Here is an 18,434-nt window from a genome sequence, read left to right on the forward strand (position 1 = left end):
TATATAGTTATGCAGATATCTAAAATGTCAATTTATGACATATGTTTTTGAGCTAAATTTTTGGTATGTGTTTTCAGAAACTCAGTTTTGACGATGTGTGAGTCTATTTTTAAATGTCATTATAATACGAGCAGTAAATGAGGGGAGCGCATAATTCAACGTGCTTAAATCTTGGAGCTTGATGACCTGCCGAATTACTACGGCAGAACATCGAGCGGGCACTACTTGGTCGCTGATGAGCCTGGTGCTGAGGATGGTACCGCTAGATCCAGCTGATCTTCTTGGCTGCAGATAGCAGGGAGGTTGGACGGTGACCTGATTGCGGTACCAGCAAGATGCAATTCCAGCATTCAGCTGAATAGAGCGCTTCACCAGCCAAGACTTCCAACGAAAACTCATTCGCTCAGGACTAAAGTTTTGCCAGCTGAATATTGCATGCTATCAAGGGGCTTGCAGAGGTTTAGTCCGGGAAGGGGATTAGCCCGCCTGTGCTGGCATATGACTCCAACTCTAGGCAGCTGAAGGTTGTTGATTCTACTTTCTATTTCTTCTTAAAAAACGCGGATCTCGCAGTTGTAAAGGAAGAGATTCTATATCCGCTTGATGGCTTGGACTTGTAAACTCACATGAAAAAGCGCCGTGGACATACGCTGAGGTTATAGTCGCGCCTCGGTTCAAGCAAGCGGAGCGCGCAGGCCGACCGGGCGTAGGCAGGAGGATGGAAGCCCGCAGGGCCAAGACGTCGACTGCGTCGATGGCTTGGTTAACGACAGCCGGCCCGCAAGGCGGGTCTGCATCGAACCTCAAGAATGGAAGTCTCCCTGCTCTTCTCCAAATTCGACCGCGAGGGCGAGGCGTTTATTGCCACCTTGCCTCACGTATCCCGATACCCTGCACGGCAGCGTCCTAACAAGCACACGCAAGCTAATGGGCGTCACGAATAAGCCGCAATAGCGTCGTGCACATTAATGGTCTTCTCATGAATGAGCTCGTAAGTAATACCTTTTCGAGCCATCACAACGAATCGACCTAGCACAAGATAATGTTGATACGTCGTGTCAGGACTTTCATGACCAAGTTGGTTGGTGATAACTTCAGTTATCGCAAGATCCATAACTTCAGCGTTTTTTTCCAAAATACCCTCGCCATTATGATGTTGTATCATCATAAGAGTGGGCCACCATTTGCGTGTATGGTAGAAAATATTGCTCAAGACGAAGCTAGAATCTTTCTCGCGAGCTAACCGCTTAGCATAATTGGTCGCGTTTGAAATCATTGACGCAGTTACGGGTTCTCCTTCTGCGGTCAGGAACAGGGTGGAAAGCGGGCATTTCTTGCCAAATTTATTTTTATACAGCTTTGCCCTCGTTGCATATTCGGTTTTAATATAGCTTTCGTCTAGCATTTGTAATGCGTAGGCGGGAATGATGATGTCCCTGAATTTAGCCCCTTTCCCGAAGACCTCGTATTGAACCGTTTTAACGTCCTTTTTCATCTCGCTGTATGGAAGGATGTGTCTGTTTTTGCCAATGCCCATGTAAGGGAATTTCACAAGTTCCATGGGGCGCATGGCAGTTGCCAGCGCAAAGTTGAACAAGACTTTGTAAACCTGGTCTGGATAACTGTCGAGAAGGGTCGTAATGTCTCGATTGGATATAAGGCGCTTGGGCTTTTTCTGCCGCGCTTCTCGGTCGAGCACTCGGATAGAATTCGTGTCCAAAACTGATTCGGATTTTTTTTGGATGTAGCTCAACATTCGGCGGTCTTTAAAGTTTGCGACCCAAGTTTTCAGTGTGATTATTACGCCGGTCGGGATTTTTTTGTCATGCAACCACTTGAAAAAATGAAGAACTACACATGCGTCCTTGTAGATGGTATCTGAGCTAGGATGGACGCTGTTTAGCATAACCCTGCGCGTCTGACGGTAAACTTGCCATTTTCGCAAATCTGCGTTTATAACATGAAAGTGATAATCACCTGGATTAACAGCGCGAAACCTTGACAGCTCGGAAATAAATTTGTAGAAGCTGGTGATTAATGTCACGTATCTTTTGGATGTTTGCTCGGATGACCTTGTTTTCTCGTAAAGGTATAAGTTAACCATGCTTAACATTAGGTACTTGTTCTTGTAATTGGCAGTCATAATGTAATGGTTAACATCTTTTCCAAGGTCAATGCTGTAGTAACTAATCGGTTTGAAGTCAAAATTGATCATCAGTCGCCCTGCCTGATTTTCGATACTACTACGCTTTCAAATCCCCAAGTGATGAGCGGAGTCTTTGCGGAGTCTGCATCTTGAAGCTCTTCTTCGGGAATATCTCTGAAACTAAACTTCCGTTTTGCCGAAATTATGGCGTCAGACGAGCTGTACGGAACATGAATAGATACCGAAGCGAGTGGGTGCATGTGCTTAAGTATTATTTGTATTTCTTCTCGACTGTAGATAGGTAGGCGTACAATTATCAGCGTGCGATCATGCCTAGGCGATAATCTAGAGCAGAAGAGACTGAAGTCGGAAATGTATTTATCTTGGAAAAAAATGATGTCAAGACTTTCGGGTGTCGGAAATTTTCTGATATCACTTATAGTCTTCGTAATAGCTAGATCTTTCGCATCTTCGTAGGTTGAGAAGTTTTTGGAGAGCGCATAAGATTTTTTCGCGAGCGTGAGATCTAGGTCGAACGTGATGAAGTTCTTGTCCGATTTTTCAGCAAATGCCGATGAGGAGGCGCTGGAAGCGGTAACTGCGTCAATCGTTAACTTCGCATTAGTAACTTCAAGTTCTGTTAGCCGCTTTCTCATGAAAGCATTGTGATTGCTTTGATTGGTGAGCGTAGACGACAACTGGTTAGCGTTGAACGCTATGATGTCGTTGTTCATCAAGGTCGTAGTATGGTTCAGGATCACGGAGTCGAGCTCAGCCTGATGCGCTGCTTTGGTTGATGCGATCTCCTGCTCCAGCCGGTAAATGCGGGCCTCGTTATTTTCGATTATTTCACTCAGCGAGGCATTGTCGTCGACAAGCAGTTTAGCGATCGATTCTTTTCCGGTTGAATAAGCCTTCAAATCGTCGTAATACCGATTAAACGCCTGCCGACTAATACCTGCTAGTTCCGCGAGCTTTAGAATAGGAAGCTTGGTCTGGCCGTGACTGAGCTGGTGCTCCTTGATAATACTTATTAGCTTGTCACGGGTGGCTTGGCTACTCATGCGTGAATATCCATAGACGGAATAATTTTATACTGCTCGTTAGTCTTCAGAGTTTCGAGGTGCCTAGTATTATCCGAAACTTTTTTTCGGAGCATCGCCTTGGACGTTTCGGAAAGCGTGTCGCCTGCCCGAATCAACATGTCTTGATAAAAGTTCGTGTTATCTTCCAAGGCCTTGGCCGCTTTGTTAACAATAAGCGCATGTGGGCATGAGGTATCACAGTTGGAAGGCTCTGGAAGCGCACCTTTAACCACGGTTTTGTAGTGTGCCAAGCAGGGAGGCAGGTCGGGTGAGGAGTACACCTCTGTACTAACACAGTAGGTGCCCATGGCCGTCCGGTGGATGAACAAAGGTTCACCAGAAGATAGCAAGTGGGTCACATAAGTGAAGACCGTAACTTTCAAGTTTTGTCCGGTGAACGCATCCGGACGGGCAGCAATCTTGTCTACCAAACGGCGAGCATTATCGCCAGAGGAGGTTGAGTGCTTAACCTGCGTTATGATTTCGGTAAACTCTTGAATATAGTTTTCTTCAATTGCTTTCGCCACGCTTTGAACGATGTAAGGATTGCGGCCGATGTATCTTAGCGTCATCGCATAACTAGCGTGTCCGAATAAGAGTCTAATAATATCAACGTTGCGTTCGTTACGATTGATTAATATTTCGGCAATCGTTTTCCGGAAGCGATGAGTGTGGATGCGATCTATTTCGAGTTCTTCTTGGAGTTTTTTGGTGATGTTCTCGATTTTGACAGATCCTTGGCGGACGACTTTTCTCCTGCCAAGCACGGATTGGAATATAAAGCCTTCTCGTTTTTGATCAAGATCGTCGCGAAGACTCTTAAATTCTTTGAGCTTTTGGCCGACGAATTTGGGGAGCGGTATGAAGCTAATGTCTCCGTTGTAGTTAGGATCTTGACTGGTTTTATATCGGGTAACCTGTAATTTGAAGCGTCCGTTTCTCGTTTCTATGACGTGTTCAAATTTGAGCGCCTCTAACTCGCTTACGCGCAGTCCGGTGACTAGGGCGACCAGTATGTACAGTGCATTGCGAATTGAGGTCAGGGAGCGCTGAAAGCTGCTAATCCATGAATAGTTCCAAAAGACGGTCTCATAGTCACGCTTGTTTTTTTGAATCTCTACTATTCGGATACCTTCAACTACAACGTCAAGATTTTTCTCAAGCTCTAGGTCTTCGGCGACCCGGGATATCGTTTTAGAATGGTTGGTGACAAAGTTGCGCGATAGCAGGTAATCGGACGCCTCACGAACTCGCGGCATGGCTTTCTCAGTCCAGAAAAGCGCGTATTCAACAAGTTTTTTGAGATCGCTTTCATTATATGGCGCCCAAGTCGCCAGCGAGCCGGTAAAATGCCGAATAACGTCCTTTCGTCGTTCTGGGGTATCTACTGACGTCGCCGATACAGCTAAACGATTTTCTTTCGGGATTAGCTTCTGTGCACTCAATGCGATCCAGAAACGGATGTGCAAAAAAAGATAGTGGTAATGCGTGAACTGGGGTACTTCTTTTGCCCTGTCGAGAGCGTCATTTAAAAGCCTAGGCGTGATAAATGACAATGACTCCAGGTCGCCAGACAGATGGTTGTCAATCAATACGTAATTAATGAGTCTGCGAAAGTTTCGAGCATGACCCAAAGTTGTTGTGTAGGAGCGGATACCCGCAAAAGGCGCGTAATCAGGTATGAGGTGGTAAATTATCGATTTTTTAATTGAAATCGCATGTTCCGACATGTCATCAAATGTGACGCGAGTTACGGTGCCGTCCTTGTCCTTGAAGATGATCCAGCTACTGTCGCTATATAAAGAGTAAGCGGATACCGGAAAGTTACCCGCAGGATAGAGCTCCAGCTTTTTCAATAAAGTGCTTTCGATTTGGCGGGCTTCACCGCCAGTTTCAAGCAAAAGTTGCTCAATCTCTTGTTCAGCAGCATCCTGCATATCCTCGGAAAAATCGATGTCCATGTCTTCAGCAAGAGTGTCGAGTGCGGCTTGGGTCGCATCATCAATTTTATTCTTCATTCTGCCTGTCCTCTTCTTCAAGGATCACTTGGAGAAAATTCAGATCCCGAGGGAGTAGTGGGGTTTTACGACGCTGATACCGTGACGCTTCTCGGATTGCCTGTTCGTCATCCCAGCGTTCGAAAATTGATTCAATCTTTGCCAGTTCAAGTTCGTGATTGCTGCTGTAGTCAGACGCGGTAGGAGGCTGATCATCGATAATCTCGACCACGTGGATGCGACGCTCAATCAAATATGGGAGCGAGTCTTCAAAAATGATGCACTGGGAACAAAATGTGCATTGGCTGATGACGTAGCACCTTTTTCCTGGTTCTACGTGTCGAACTGCCCCCAGCCAAGTGGGTTTGTACTGATTGGCGCAGCCCCAAAGTGGCTTTTCCATCCCCGGAATGTGGAAGATCTTGAGAGGAAGCTGGGTAGCGGCTTCTTGAGGCGGAACACCGAGCATTCCTTCGAACTTACCTGCGCGCATCAGCTTAATAACTGCTTCTAGCTCAGACTCTAACCGATCGTATCGTTCCTGTTGGGCTAAAGCAGAGTTGTCGTAGTGGATGTCAGTTGTCACGGTGCTGGCGTGTCCAAGGAACATTGCTAGTAAGCCATGCGAACTGCCAGTCATTTCTTTCCGGCGCTTCACCCACGTAGGTCGTAGCCGCCACGTGAGATCCTTACCTCCCGTCAGACGCTCACCAAACTCGTCGTAGATTGGATACTGCTTCAAAAATTGCTTGTTTCCCTGCTGGAACGCCTTCTCATTGGAAGATGAGGTATGACGCCCACCTTTATTGACCCAATCAGGGTAGAAACGCATGCATAAAAACGCCGGGTTATAGTCACTGCTGGTCATCCCGTGCCGGACGTAGTCAAAGTCACGCCCTGCAAGAGGCTCAGACAGCTTCACAGCCAGCGACACTAGGTTTCGCGCTGAATACATATCGGAGGTCGTGCTTACAGCCACAATCTCTTTAGGGGCGTAGTAAGGCTTACCTATACCTTGGCTTCGGTTTTTCTCTGTCTGAATCATGACGTGTTTTTCGTTCATCGCGCCGGTCAAAGCGTGCTCGAAATTGTCAGGATCTACAGCGAGCACTGCCTCTTTGTTCCAGTTGGTTTGAAGCATGATGAATTGCACAAGACAGGACATGTCCTGCATCGTTGGATAGTACATCTCCAGCAAGTGTTCCCACTTCAGCGGAACGGCCATCCCTGGCGGGGTGTATGGGTTTCGCAACCTATACATGATCAGCTGCAGAGCATCTTCGCAGCGATCCATGGAGAAAAGAGCAGCGACGGCGTATTTAGTACCGATCTCCTCCAAGGTCATCTCGAACGGGTAGCCGCCATCGATGATCGTTTTAACTGCCCGTACTGGGTCGGGCTCAAAGTTAGACGTATTACCCCGGTGAAAGGGGTTTCTGGGGTTCTGGAAGACGTACTCATCGCCCCTGTCTTCATAAGCTTGAAAAATTACATCCCGCCAGTTCGAAAGGGTGGCGATATTTTGTAGTTCCGGGTCAGTCGACTTTGACAGTTTTAGGTGTAAGGCTCTCCAGTCGAGTTTTATTTCATTGTCCAGCAAATGTTGAATCCACTGAAAAATCGACTTGCGTGTAAGTGTCATTTCCTCAATGATTTCTTCATAGGTATACGCTACGGCACCATTAACCAAGTTCCGAAATTCGATTTTCTCATAGAGTTTGTCGATGCTCGAAGTAAATGCATCTGCCAACATTTGCTCAGTTTCATCACTGAACGGCACTCGAGCCTGAGTGGCAGTTCTTGTCGCGAATGGGAGCAGTAGATCAGGAATCGCTTCTGTTAAAGATGAGACGCTCTTGAGTGCAGCTTTTAATCGAGCTGCATATTCCAGTCGCTCGTCATTCTGAAGCAGGTAGCCTTCAAACTGTTTGTAAACTTCGGCGCTGAGATCAGTAATTTGGGTAATCCATAGGCCCGCCGGGTTGCGAAGGTTGTACTCGCTGCAGAAGCTAAAAAACATCCAGATCGCTCTGCGCAAGGAACTTGCAGTTATCCTGCTTCGAGTTGGACAGTACTTAATAAACGTCAAATGCAGCGCTAGGCAAATAGCTTTTGATCGGCTATAAAACGAATGGCCTTGGTATAGGCACTCTACGTTATAGTTGTCTGAGCTGAGCACAACATCATGGATAGCCTCTTTAGGCTGGTAAAGATGATCCATGTCTAACTCTTTTTCGCATGGAGGTGGGATAATGTTTCCCATGCGACAGTCAGAGCTGTCTTGTATTCTTCGATAGTTCCGTTATTTGAAATAACAATATCACTTGGTTGGATTTCTATCCCTAATTCTGACGAGTGTTGGTTGACAGACTCTGCGTTGTCTCGAACGATATGCCAGATCTTTCCGCCCATATCTCTGATATAGGCAGCTTCATTTTCGAATCGAATATCTTTGATAATGATGATGTTTTTGTTTTCAGTATCAAGGTTTGGCTTTATGAAGAATGCCATCTCGTTGATCAATTGCGGCGGCATCGCATTTCGCCTTTCGGCAAAATCTGGAAAGTCAGCGAGTGCTTTGGCTTTAACGAGCGCAATCATTTCGCACGGAGACATATCCCAAAACGCGTCTTTCTGGTTCTTTAGGTTCTCGTCCCAACACTGGTGGTGACGGAGGTTGAAGAATGCCTTTGCGGCGAGGATGAAAGGGAGGTCGGGGTGATTGAGCTGCGATGGCTCCAGGGCGCGGACGACCTGCGGGGCATTGATTTCTCGATCAGCGCGCATCAGCCAGTGAACAGGACTATGCCCTCTCATCCACTCAGTGCCCACGCGTTGGAAGAATTCACGCGGTGAGAAGCCCCAAGCCTCCACCTTTATCTCCTTTAAGTTATCATCCCACGCTTGGGCATCTGACAGATTAAAGAGAACTTGGCAGCCTTGCTTGAGCGGGTCGGCGAGGGCAAATGCGGCGACATTGGCATGTTCAAGCAAGAGCTTTGCAGCTGTATCCTTGCCCGACCGAGCCTTGGCTGCAAGCCCTATGACTATCTTCATGCTAACTAAGCCCCTGATCTGTAATGCGTTTTTGGTTTGTTTACATTTTTTTCGTAGCTGAGTATATTCTCTTGTTTCCATTTCTGTCCATTCCAAAACAAGATTCGACCTACGCCTACCAGGGCGGCGGCCGGGGCTTGTGCCTGGAGCGTATCGCCACCCTGGAAACCTTCGTCCAGGGCAACTTGCGCCCTGATCTGACGCTGCTGTTCGACCTGCCGGTGGAAGTCGGCATGGCCCGCGCCAGTGCCCGTGGTCGCCTGGACCGCTTCGAACTGGAAGGCCAGGTGTTTTTTGATGCAGTGCGCAGCGCATTCCTCCAGCGCGCGAAGGCTGAGCCGGCGCGTTACCACCTGCTGGATGCTGCTCAGCCGCTGACGCAGGTGCAGCAGGCCATCGACGCCCTGTTGCCGACGCTGCTGGAGCGTGCCCGTGGCTGAGGCTTATCCGTGGCAGGACAGCCTCTGGCAGCAATTGGCCGGCCGTGCCCAGCATGCCCACGCCTATCTGCTGCATGGGCCTGCGGGTATCGGCAAGCGCGCGCTGGCCGAGCGACTGATGGCCAGCCTGCTGTGCCAGCGCCCGGTCAACCTGGAAGCGTGCGGTGAGTGCAAATCCTGCCTGTTGCTCAAGGCCGGCAGCCACCCCGATAACTACCTGCTGGAGCCCGAGGAAGCCGACAAGGCGATCAAGGTCGACCAGGTGCGTGACCTCGTCAGCTTCGTGGTGCAAACCGCGCAGATGGGCGGGCGCAAGGTGGTGTTGATTGAGCCGGTTGAAGCGATGAACATCAACGCCGCCAACGCCTTGCTAAAAAGCCTGGAGGAACCCTCGGGCGATACGGTGTTGCTGCTGGTGAGCCACCAATCCAGCCGCTTGTTGCCGACCATTCGCAGCCGCTGCGTGCAGCAGGCCTGCCCGTTGCCGAGCGAAGCCATGAGCTTGCAGTGGCTGGCGCAGGCGCTGCCCGAGTGCGGCGAAGACGAACGCATCGAACTGCTGACCCTGGCAGCCGGTTCGCCCCTGGCGGCGGTGAAACTGCACGCCCAAGGCGTGCGCGAGCAACGCGCGCTGGTGGTGGATGGCGTGAAAAAGCTGCTCAAGCAGGAGCTGTCCGCGACGCAACTGGCCGAAAGCGCCTGGAAGGACATTCCGTTATTGCTGCTGTTCGACTGGTTCTGCGATTGGTCGAGCCTGATCCTGCGCTACCAGTTGACCCAGGATGAAAATGGCCTGGGCCTGCCGGACATGCGCAAAGTAGTGCAGTACCTCGCGCAGAAAAGTGCGCAGGACAAGGTGCTGAACATCCAGGACTGGATTCTGGCCCAGCGCCAAAAGGTTCTCGGCAAGGCCAACCTCAACCGCGTGTTGTTGCTCGAAGCATTGCTGGTGCAGTGGGTTGGCTTGCTCGGCCGGCGTTAATTTCCGTGGCCGACGGGTGTATCGTTGGCCAGACACTTTCAGTGAATGAAGTTGTATTTACCTATGCTCGTAGATTCCCATTGCCACCTTGATCGCCTTGACCTTGCCCAGCACGGCGGCTCGCTCGACGCCGCCCTTGAAGCGGCGCGCCAGCGTGGGGTAGGGCACTTTCTGTGCATCGGCGTGAGTGCCGAGAACGCCGCCGACGTCAAGGCACTGGCTGATCGTTATGCCGATGTCGATTGCTCGGTCGGTATCCACCCGCTGGACCTCAAGCCCGGTGAAGCCCCCGCCCTCGACTGGCTGCTGGGTGAGCTCAACCACCCACGCGTGGTGGCGATTGGCGAAACCGGCCTGGATTACCACTACGAGCCTGAAGCCGCTGAACTACAACAGGCGTCGTTCCGCCTGCACCTGCAAGCCGCCCAGCAAACCGGCAAGCCGGTGATCGTCCATACCCGTGGCGCCCGTGCCGACACTCTGACCCTGCTGCGCGAAGCGGCGTTGCCCCAGGCCGGCGTGCTGCATTGCTTTACCGAAGACTGGGACATGGCCAAGGCCGCCCTGGACCTGGGCTTCTACATTTCCCTGTCGGGCATCGTCACCTTCCGCAATGCCGATGCACTGCGCGACGTGGCACGCCAAGTGCCGGCCGACCGCCTGCTGGTGGAAACCGATTCGCCGTACCTGGCGCCCATCCCTCATCGTGGCAAGCCGAACTTGCCGGAATACGTGCGTGACGTGGCGGATTACCTGGCGATGCTGCGGGGTGAGTCGTACGAGCGCTTTGCCGAGCAAACCACAGCCAACTTCAAGCGTCTGTTCCCGCTGGCTCACGTCGCCGGCTGAAGTGGCCAAATCGCAGGCAAAAAAAACCCGGGTTCTGGGGGGTGAATCCGGGCTAAGACCATTAGGAGTAAAACAAGGGCACACAGTCCGTCGGTACCCAGGTCGACGCGTCACTTGGGGGAGATGCCACGTCGACAGTTGAAGTATTGATCACTATCCCATTCAGTCCAGTCGCATCTGATCGTTTTTTAAACAGATTTGGAATACGCGCGCTTCGCTTGAGTTCTCATTGCGTGGGTGCACAGGTGTCATTTATGTGTATTGTTTCTGACTGAGAAGGGCAAAAACGTTGGCGCGCTGAAAGTTAAGTGCATAACGGGTTCACATAGGCGTTGCCCAACGACTGTTCAGTCGGGATAATCCCTCGCACTGGGTAAATCGTATCGCCACGTATCACTGGCCCTGCGCAACCCTCCCACATTGACCTCTGCAGACCTCTCCCTCATGCAAAAAGAACCCCGTAAGGTCCGTGAGTTTCGCCGCCGTGAACAGGAAATTCTCGACACCGCACTCAAGCTGTTTCTCGAACAAGGTGAAGACAGCGTCACCGTCGAGATGATTGCGGATGCCGTGGGTATCGGCAAAGGCACGATCTACAAGCACTTCAAGTCCAAGGCCGAGATCTACCTGCGCCTGATGCTCGACTACGAGCGCGACTTGAACGAGCTGCTGCATTCGGCCGATGTCGACAAAGACAAAGAAGCCCTGTCCCGGGCCTATTTCGAATTCCGCATGCGAGATCCGCAACGCTACCGCCTGTTCGACCGCCTGGAAGAGAAGGTGGTCAAGGGCCATCAAGTGCCGGAAATGGTCGAAGAGCTGCACAAGATCCGGGCCTCGAATTTCGAACGCCTGACCTTGCTGATCAAGGGCCGTATCAGTGAAGGCAAGCTCGAAGACGTGCCGCCGTACTTCCACTACTGCGCCGCTTGGGCGTTGGTGCACGGCGCCGTGGCGCTGTACCACTCGCCGTTCTGGAGTAACGTGCTGGAAGATCAGGAAGGTTTTTTCCAGTTCCTGATGGACATCGGCGTGCGCATGGGCAACAAGCGCAAGCACAGCGCCGAACTGCCGAGCGCTGAGCCCAAGAGCAGTGAAACCCCTGCTACTTAAGCCATTCCCGACCGTGATGGCGCAATGATTTACTGCCAGTTGCAGTACCCCAGGAATATACTCAGGCAAGGACCTTGCTAAAAGCTGATTTATAAGTCAGTTTTTAGCACGCCCGAATCATCCTCTGCCGGAGTGATCCATGATCGTTGATCGTCAAGGCAGGCGGTTTCGCAATTTGCGAATCAGCCTGACCTCAGCCTGCAATTACGCGTGTACCTACTGCGTGCCGAACGGCAAGCGGCTGGTGGCTGCCCAGGACGAGCTCTCGGCCGAGGCCATGGCCCGTGGCGTGGCGTATCTGATCGAGGCGGCAGGCATCGAGCGCCTGCGTATCACCGGCGGCGAGCCGCTGGTGAGCCCCAAGCTGGAAGCCTTCATGGGCGCGGTGGGCGGCATGGGCCTCAGCGATATCAGCCTGACCACCAACGGCCAACTGCTGGCGCGCAAACTGCCGCTGCTGGTGGACGCGGGTATTCGCCGCATCAACGTGTCCCTCGACACTCTCGACGCCGACGCCTTCCGCAGCATCGCCCGTGGCGGCGACCTGGCCACGGTGCTCGATGGCATGGACCAGGCCCGCGCCGCCGGGATCAAGATCAAGGTCAACATGGTGCCGTTGCGCGGGCAGAACCTTGACCAGGTCATGCCGCTGCTCGACTACTGCCTGGAGCGTGGCTACGAGCTGCGCTTTATCGAGCTGATGCGCATGGGCCATCTGGCCAAGGACTCAAACGCCTTCCTGCAACAGTTCGTCAGCCTGCAGCAACTGCTCAGCCTGATCGGCGAACACCACGAATACCTGCAAGCCAATGCCCCGGTCGACGCCACCGCGGTGCGCTACGAAGTACCGGGCAAGGGCTTCTTTGGCGTCATTGCCAACGAAAGCGTGCCGTTCTGCCGTACCTGTTCACGCCTGCGCCTGTCGTCGACCGGTTGGCTGCATGGCTGCCTGTCGTCGAGCAACCGGCACTATGTCGGCGACCTGCTCGACCAACCGCGCCACCAGGCTCTGCCGGCCTTGCAAGGCCTGTTGATGAAGGCGCTTGGCGACAAACAGGAAGTGGCTTTCTCCGGCGGGGCCACCATCATGAAGATCATTGGCGGCTAGCCTATAAGCTGGCGCTCCCACATTTGCTTGTGCATCCCTCCAAATGGCGCGGATTCTGCATCACGTGCCCATTCGCCGGTTTTCCGTCACCGGCTTCTGGAGGATTAGGATGCGTAGTCTGGTTTTGTTGCTGGCGTCATTGACGCTGAGTGGTTGCATGACCGTCAGCGATATGGCCGAAGGCACCCGTTATCAGATGAGCGACGCCGGGTTGCTGGACCACAGTGATACACGCCGTACCGCGTCGATTCGCATACAGCCGGACTCCTTTGTATTTATCGCCCAGGGCGCCTTTGTGCCGCCGGGCAGCGCCTATCCGCGGCCTAACGTGGTGGCCGAAGAAGCCTTCAACGGTTTCGTCGAATACTTTCCCATGGTGCGCCGCGCCCGTAAGCCGGAAGGTTTGGAACAAGCGATGTCCGAAGCCCGTGCGGCGGGTGCGCATTACCTGCTGTATTGCCGCTTTGCGGCAGCCGATGACCGGATTGGCAATGCCGATGAATGGACCGATCAGCAAGCCCTCGACCGCGTCGGTCTGGACAGCGGCGTCATCCAGATCATGTTGATCGAGACCAGCACCCAGTATTTGATTGATACTGCACGTATTCGCAGTCGTGGCGGTTTACTGACGTTCCACGACAACAAGCCAGAAGATCTGATTGCCCGCCCCCTGGCGCAGTACGCTCGCGGCCTGCTGGGCATGGGAGATCAGTAACACTCAAGGAGCACTGCATGTCCGATTCCGCCAAGGCCAATGACCTATTGGCCCAACTGCCCAAGGGCAAAGGGCCGGCGCCGGTACACCTGTGGAACCCGGATTTTTGCGGCAACATCGACATGCGTATCGCCCGCGACGGCACCTGGTTCTATCAGGGCACGCCGATCGGGCGTAAGCCGATGGTCAAGCTGTTCTCCAACATCATCCGCCGCGATGGCGATGATTATTTCCTGGTCACTCCGGTGGAAAAGGTCGGCATCAGCGTCGATGATGCGCCGTTTGTCGCAGTAACTCTGGAAGTCGAAGGGCAGGGCGAACAGCAGGTGCTGCGGTTCACCACCAACGTCGACGAGCCCATCGAGGCTGGCCTCGAACACCCGCTGCGTGTCGTCATCGACCCCGTCACCCAGGAACCCTCGCCCTATCTGCGGGTGCGTACCAACCTCGAAGCCCTCGTGCATCGCAACGTGTTTTACCAATTGGTCGAACTCGCGGTGAGCCGTCCGATCAACGGTCAGAACTGGCTTGGCGTATGGAGTGGCGGGGAGTTTTTCCGCATTGGCCTCGAGCCCTGAGACCAGTTTTTTCATCTCTGTGAAATAATTCGCTTGCTGTCATCGGACGCTTTCGGTTATCAATTTGTACATGATTAGACATGTCCGATTTGATAAGAAAAAACGCGTCGTCGACGAGCTCATCCGCCGTATCGAGGCTGGAGTGATGGCCGACGGTTATCTGCTGCCGGGTGAGCATCAGTTGGCCGAAGAATTCGCGGTCAGCCGGGGCACCTTGCGCGAAGCCCTGGCTGAGCTCAAACGCCGTCACTACATCGCCACCCAGAGCGGCGTCGGCTCCATCGTGACGTTTGACGGCATGGTGCTCGACCAACGCAACGGCTGGGCCCAGGCCCTGGCCGATACCGGCGCGCTGGTCACCACCGACATCCTGCGCCTGGAAGCCGTGACCCGCCCGGACCTGCTCAGCCGTTTCGGCAGCGACCAATTCATCGCCCTCGACCGGCGTCGGCGCACCACCGATGGCACTGCGGTGTCCCTGGAGCGCTCGTTGATGCCCGCCGCCGGAAGTCTGGAAAGCCTGCCCCGCGTCGGCCTGATCGACAATTCCCTGACCATCACCCTGGCGGCCTACGGCTACGTCGGCGCCGAAGGTGACCAGTGGATCGGCGCCGAGCCCCTGAGCGATGAAGACGCCGAGCTGCTCGGTCGCCCGGCCGGCACGGTGTTTCTCAAGGCCTCGCGCACCACTTACGACCGCCGCGAGCGTTTCATGGAGTACGTCGAAAGTTTGCTCGACCCTCTGCACTTTCGCCTGCACCTGCAGTTTGGAGCTTCAAAATGACCGCGCAAAATCGCGCCCTCGGGGCCTTTTACGGCTTGGCCCTGGGCGACGCCCTGGGCATGCCCACCCAGTCTCTGAGCCGCGAGCAGGTGCAACAACGCTTCGGTGCCATCACCGCGCTGGAAGATGCCGACGCCGACCAGCCCATCGCGCCGAACATGCCCGCCGGCTCGATCACCGATGACACCGAACAGGCGATCCTGGTCGGGGAATTGCTGGTGCAAGGCCACGGCAAGATCGAACCCACCGTGCTCGCCCAGCGCCTGATCGACTGGGAAGCGGTGATGCGTGCCAAGGGCTCCCAGGATTTGCTCGGGCCATCGACCAAACGCGCCATCGACATGATCCTCGCCGGCCACACCCCGGAAGAATCCGGGCGCTACGGCACCACCAATGGCGCGGCCATGCGCATCACCCCCGTCGGGATCGCCGCCGATGTCAGCGATCCGGCGCAGTTTATTCAAGCGGTGATCCAGGCCTGCCAGGTCACCCACAACACCTCGCTGGGCATCTCCAGCGCGGCGGCCGTTGCGGCGGTGGTCTCGGCCGGCATCAACGGCGTGGACCTGGGCGAAGCGCTGAACATCGGCACCCAGATCGCCCAGCAGGCCGAAAACCATGGCCACTGGATTGCCGGTGGGCGCATCTCCACGCGTATCAGTTGGGCACGAACGTTGAGCGTCGGCAGCGGCGACAAAGCCCTGTTCGCCGACCTGCTCTATGAATTGATCGGCACCTCCGTCGCGTCCCAGGAATCGGTGGTGGTGTCGTTTGCCCTCGCGCAGCAAGTGGCGGTGGGCGCGATGAATGCCTTTGAAGCGGTGTGCCTGGCCGCCAGCCTTGGCGGCGACACCGACACCATCGCCGCGATTCTCGGCGCGATGCTGGGCGCGTGTTTGGGCCTGCAGTGCTGGCCTGAGGCGATGATTGAACAGGTCAAGCAGGTCAATGGCCTGGACTTGCAACCGCTGGTGCAGGGGCTGCTGCACATTCGATAAGCGCCGCAGGTAGACATGTGGGAGCGGGCTTGCTCGCGAAAGCGGAGTATCAGGTGGCCTATCAGTTGGCTGAACCACCGCATTCGCGAGCAAGCCCGCTCCCACATTTGACCGCATTGAGTCATGGAGACCGGCTAAAGATTCACTTTTCACATCTGCCACAACCACAACAATACAGGCACCAGGAGCACCCCTCATGAGCACCCCTTCTTCCGGCCAAAGCGCCGGGCAATTGGAAACACGCGGTATCGAACCGGTTCCTGAAAGCGAGTGCAACGGCCATCCGCTGCAACTGTTCTGGGTGTGGTTCGCGGCCAATATCAGCATCCTCGGTTTGCCGCTCGGCGCGACCCTCGTAGCGTTTCGCGGCCTGGCAATCTGGCAGGCGATTATCGTCGCGATCCTCGGTGCCGCCGGCTCTTTCGCGGTGGTCGGGATCATCTCGATTGCCGGTCGCCGTGGCCGTGCGCCCAGCCTGACCTTGTCCCGCGCGATCTTCGGCGTGCGCGGCAATATCGGCCCGACCATCGTGTCGCTGATGTCGCGTCTGGGCTGGGAAACCGTCAACACCACGACGGCTGCATTCGTGTTGCTGTCGTTGTGTTCGATCCTGTTCCACTCGCCGGTCGAGGCGAAAAGCGCGCCGGTGCTGACGCTGATCTTCATCGCCATTTTCGTCTTGCTGACCCTGTCCGTTTCCGGCCTAGGCCACGCGACCCTGCTGGTGATCCAGAAGTGGGCCACCTACGTTTTCGGCGGCTTGAATATTCTGGTGGGCGGCTTTCTCTGCGCCACCATCGACTGGAGCGCAGTGTTCAACGCCACCCCGGCGCCGCTGAGCGCAATGATCATCGGCGTCGGCACCATGGCGGCCGGCACCGGTATCGGTTGGGCCAACGCCGGGGCCGACATGTCGCGCTACCAGCACCGCAGCGTCAAGGCCGTGCGCCTGGTGGCGTCTGCCGCGTTTGGCGCGGGGATTCCGCTGGTGCTGCTGATCACCCTCGGCGGCTTGCTGTCGGTGGGCAACAACGACCTGGCCTCGGCCACCGACCCGATCATCGCGATCCGCGACATGCTGCCGACCTGGATGGCCGTGCCGTACCTGATCACTGCATTCGGTGGGCTGCTGCTGTCGAATAACCTGTCGGTGTATTCGGCAGGCCTCACCACCTTGACCCTCGGCTTGAAGGTCAAGCGCGTGCACGCCGTGATCGTCGACATCGTGGCGATCTTCGCCGGTTCGATCTACTTCATGCTCATCGCCGACAGTTTCTACGGCCCCTTCATCACCTTCATCTCGCTGCTGGCCGTGCCGATTACCGCATGGGTCGGGATCTTCGTGGTCGACTTGATTCACCGTCACTACTACAGCGCCAAAGACCTGCTGGACGTGAGCCCAAGCAGCGCCTATTGGTATCGCGGCGGTGTGGAATGGCGTGCCTTCGGCGCCTGGGCCGTGGCGATCGTGCTGGGCTTTAGCTTCACCACCATCGGCACCACGGCCGAAAACATCTGGTTCGCCGGGCCGTTGTCCGACTCCTGGCTGGGCCACAACGGCCTGGGCTGGATCGTCACGTTCCTGGTGGCCGGTGGGATTTATGCGGTACTGGGCGGCGCAGCTGACCGTCGCCCGGCTTTAGTAGAGAGCCCTAATGTCTAGATTGCTGCACACCGGCCAGGTCATCGTCGACCTGGTCATGGCCCTCGACACCTTGCCGGCGACCGGCGGCGACGTGCTGGCGCAATCCGCCAGCTTCGAAGCCGGTGGTGGTTTCAACGTGATGGCTGCCGCCCGGCGTAACGGCTTGCCGGTGGTCTACCTCGGCCGCCATGGCCACGGGCGCTTCGGCGACCTGGCCCGCGCGGCGATGCAGGCCGAAGGCGTGGAGATGGCTCAAGCGGCGAGCACCGGCAAGGACACGGGTTTATGCGTGTCGCTGACCGAGGCCACCACCGAGCGCACCTTCATTTCGCATATCGGCGCCGAAGGGGATTTGAGCGCCGAGGATTTGGCCAGTGTCGTACCGCGTGCGGACGACTACGTGTACGTCAGCGGCTACAGCCTGTTGCTCGAAGGCAAGGCCCAGGCGTTGCTCGATTGGCTGTTGGTGCTGCCGCGTGAAATCACGGTGGTGTTCGACCCGGGGCCGTTGGTCAAGGCGCCGGATTCGGCCTTGATGGTCGCCTTGCTGCCGCGCATCGATATCTGGACCAGCAACGGCCCGGAAGCCCTGGCGTTTACCGGCGCCGGTACGCTGGCCGAGGCCCTGCTCGAACTCAATCGCCATTTGCCTGCTGAAGCACTGCTGGTGGTGCGTGATGGGCCGAATGGGTGCTGGGTCAGCCGCCAAGGCCAGGCCGAGCATGTGCCGGGTTTCAAAGTGACCGCCGTCGACAGCAACGGCGCGGGCGATGCGCATGCCGGTGTGTTCCTTGCCGGGTTGGCAAAAGGCTTGAAACCGGCTGCTGCGGCGCGCCGCGCGAATGCGGCGGCTGCGCTGGCGGTCACGCGCTGGGGCCCGGCGACTTCACCCGGTACTGACGAAGTGGATGCATTGTTGGCAAAATAGGGCCTTCTG

15 protein-coding genes and 1 pseudogene are annotated in these 18,434 nt (G+C 55.1%); 11 read left to right on the forward strand and 5 right to left on the reverse strand.

Annotated features, from left to right (window positions below; all coding sequences use genetic code 11):
• Nucleotides 1–934 precede the first annotated feature (934 nt).
• The 5 genes from HX783_RS25230 to HX783_RS25250 are packed head-to-tail and all read right to left on the reverse strand — an operon-like array spanning nt 935 to nt 8,285.
• Nucleotides 935–2,215 (reverse strand): hypothetical protein, encoded by a 1,281-nt coding sequence (locus HX783_RS25230; protein WP_177018670.1) that lies wholly within the window; start codon nt 2,213–2,215, stop codon nt 935–937.
• Nucleotides 2,215–3,210 (reverse strand): hypothetical protein, encoded by a 996-nt coding sequence (locus HX783_RS25235; RefSeq protein ID WP_177018671.1) that lies wholly within the window; start codon nt 3,208–3,210, stop codon nt 2,215–2,217. Before HX783_RS25235 ends, HX783_RS25230 begins: the two co-directional genes overlap by 1 nt.
• Entirely contained in the window at nt 3,207–5,249 is a 2,043-nt protein-coding gene (locus tag HX783_RS25240) for a site-specific integrase (RefSeq protein WP_177018672.1), read from the reverse strand. The genes HX783_RS25235 and HX783_RS25240 overlap by 4 nt, the downstream gene beginning before the upstream one ends.
• A complete protein-coding gene (locus HX783_RS25245; protein WP_177018673.1) occupies nt 5,239–7,449 on the reverse strand; it encodes a hypothetical protein in 2,211 nt (736 codons plus the stop codon). The genes HX783_RS25240 and HX783_RS25245 overlap by 11 nt, the downstream gene beginning before the upstream one ends.
• Nucleotides 7,450–7,451: 2 nt before the next feature.
• Complete coding sequence (locus tag HX783_RS25250; protein WP_177018674.1) at nt 7,452–8,285, reverse strand: deoxynucleotide monophosphate kinase; 834 nt, start codon at nt 8,283–8,285, stop codon at nt 7,452–7,454.
• A gap of 101 nt (nt 8,286–8,386) precedes the next feature.
• On the opposite strand from HX783_RS25250, the pseudogene HX783_RS25255 reads away from it, so the two are divergent.
• The 11 genes and pseudogenes from HX783_RS25255 to HX783_RS25305 all read left to right on the forward strand — a co-directional run.
• Nucleotides 8,387–8,725, forward strand: a pseudogene (locus HX783_RS25255) (dTMP kinase); the annotation flags it as partial.
• A complete protein-coding gene (locus tag HX783_RS25260) occupies nt 8,718–9,707 on the forward strand; it encodes a DNA polymerase III subunit delta' (protein WP_177018676.1) in 990 nt (329 codons plus the stop codon). The pseudogene HX783_RS25255 and the gene HX783_RS25260, both read left to right, overlap by 8 nt.
• Nucleotides 9,708–9,770: 63 nt before the next feature.
• Entirely contained in the window at nt 9,771–10,556 is a 786-nt protein-coding gene (locus HX783_RS25265; RefSeq protein WP_177018677.1) for a TatD family hydrolase, read from the forward strand.
• Between the two features lie 444 nt (nt 10,557–11,000).
• Nucleotides 11,001–11,669, forward strand: coding sequence for a TetR/AcrR family transcriptional regulator (locus tag HX783_RS25270; protein WP_159959075.1), 669 nt, complete (start codon nt 11,001–11,003; stop codon nt 11,667–11,669).
• A 139-nt stretch (nt 11,670–11,808) separates the two neighbouring features.
• Nucleotides 11,809–12,777: a GTP 3',8-cyclase MoaA gene (locus HX783_RS25275; RefSeq protein ID WP_159959073.1), complete on the forward strand. Its 969-nt coding sequence runs from the start codon at nt 11,809–11,811 to the stop codon at nt 12,775–12,777.
• A 109-nt stretch (nt 12,778–12,886) separates the two neighbouring features.
• Nucleotides 12,887–13,492, forward strand: a complete 606-nt coding sequence (locus tag HX783_RS25280) for a DUF4823 domain-containing protein (RefSeq protein ID WP_083357207.1) — start codon at nt 12,887–12,889, stop codon at nt 13,490–13,492.
• 17 nt (nt 13,493–13,509) lie between these two features.
• A complete protein-coding gene (locus HX783_RS25285) occupies nt 13,510–14,070 on the forward strand; it encodes a DUF1285 domain-containing protein (RefSeq protein WP_177018678.1) in 561 nt (186 codons plus the stop codon).
• Nucleotides 14,071–14,140: 70 nt separating this feature from the next.
• Nucleotides 14,141–14,854, forward strand: a complete 714-nt coding sequence (locus HX783_RS25290) for a GntR family transcriptional regulator (protein ID WP_159959069.1) — start codon at nt 14,141–14,143, stop codon at nt 14,852–14,854.
• On the forward strand, nt 14,851–15,852 hold the full coding sequence (locus tag HX783_RS25295) for an ADP-ribosylglycohydrolase family protein (protein ID WP_177018679.1): 1,002 nt from the start codon (nt 14,851–14,853) through the stop codon (nt 15,850–15,852). Before HX783_RS25290 ends, HX783_RS25295 begins: the two co-directional genes overlap by 4 nt.
• 196 nt (nt 15,853–16,048) lie before the next feature.
• Nucleotides 16,049–17,515 carry a cytosine permease gene (locus tag HX783_RS25300; protein WP_177018680.1) on the forward strand — a complete coding sequence of 489 codons (1,467 nt, stop codon included), beginning with the start codon at nt 16,049–16,051 and terminating at the stop codon, nt 17,513–17,515.
• Complete coding sequence (locus HX783_RS25305; protein ID WP_177018681.1) at nt 17,508–18,425, forward strand: PfkB family carbohydrate kinase; 918 nt, start codon at nt 17,508–17,510, stop codon at nt 18,423–18,425. The genes HX783_RS25300 and HX783_RS25305 overlap by 8 nt, the downstream gene beginning before the upstream one ends.
• Nucleotides 18,426–18,434 lie beyond the last annotated feature (9 nt).

This window comes from Pseudomonas sp. D2002 (assembly GCF_013385735.1).
Classification (GTDB): Bacteria; Pseudomonadota; Gammaproteobacteria; order Pseudomonadales; family Pseudomonadaceae; genus Aquipseudomonas.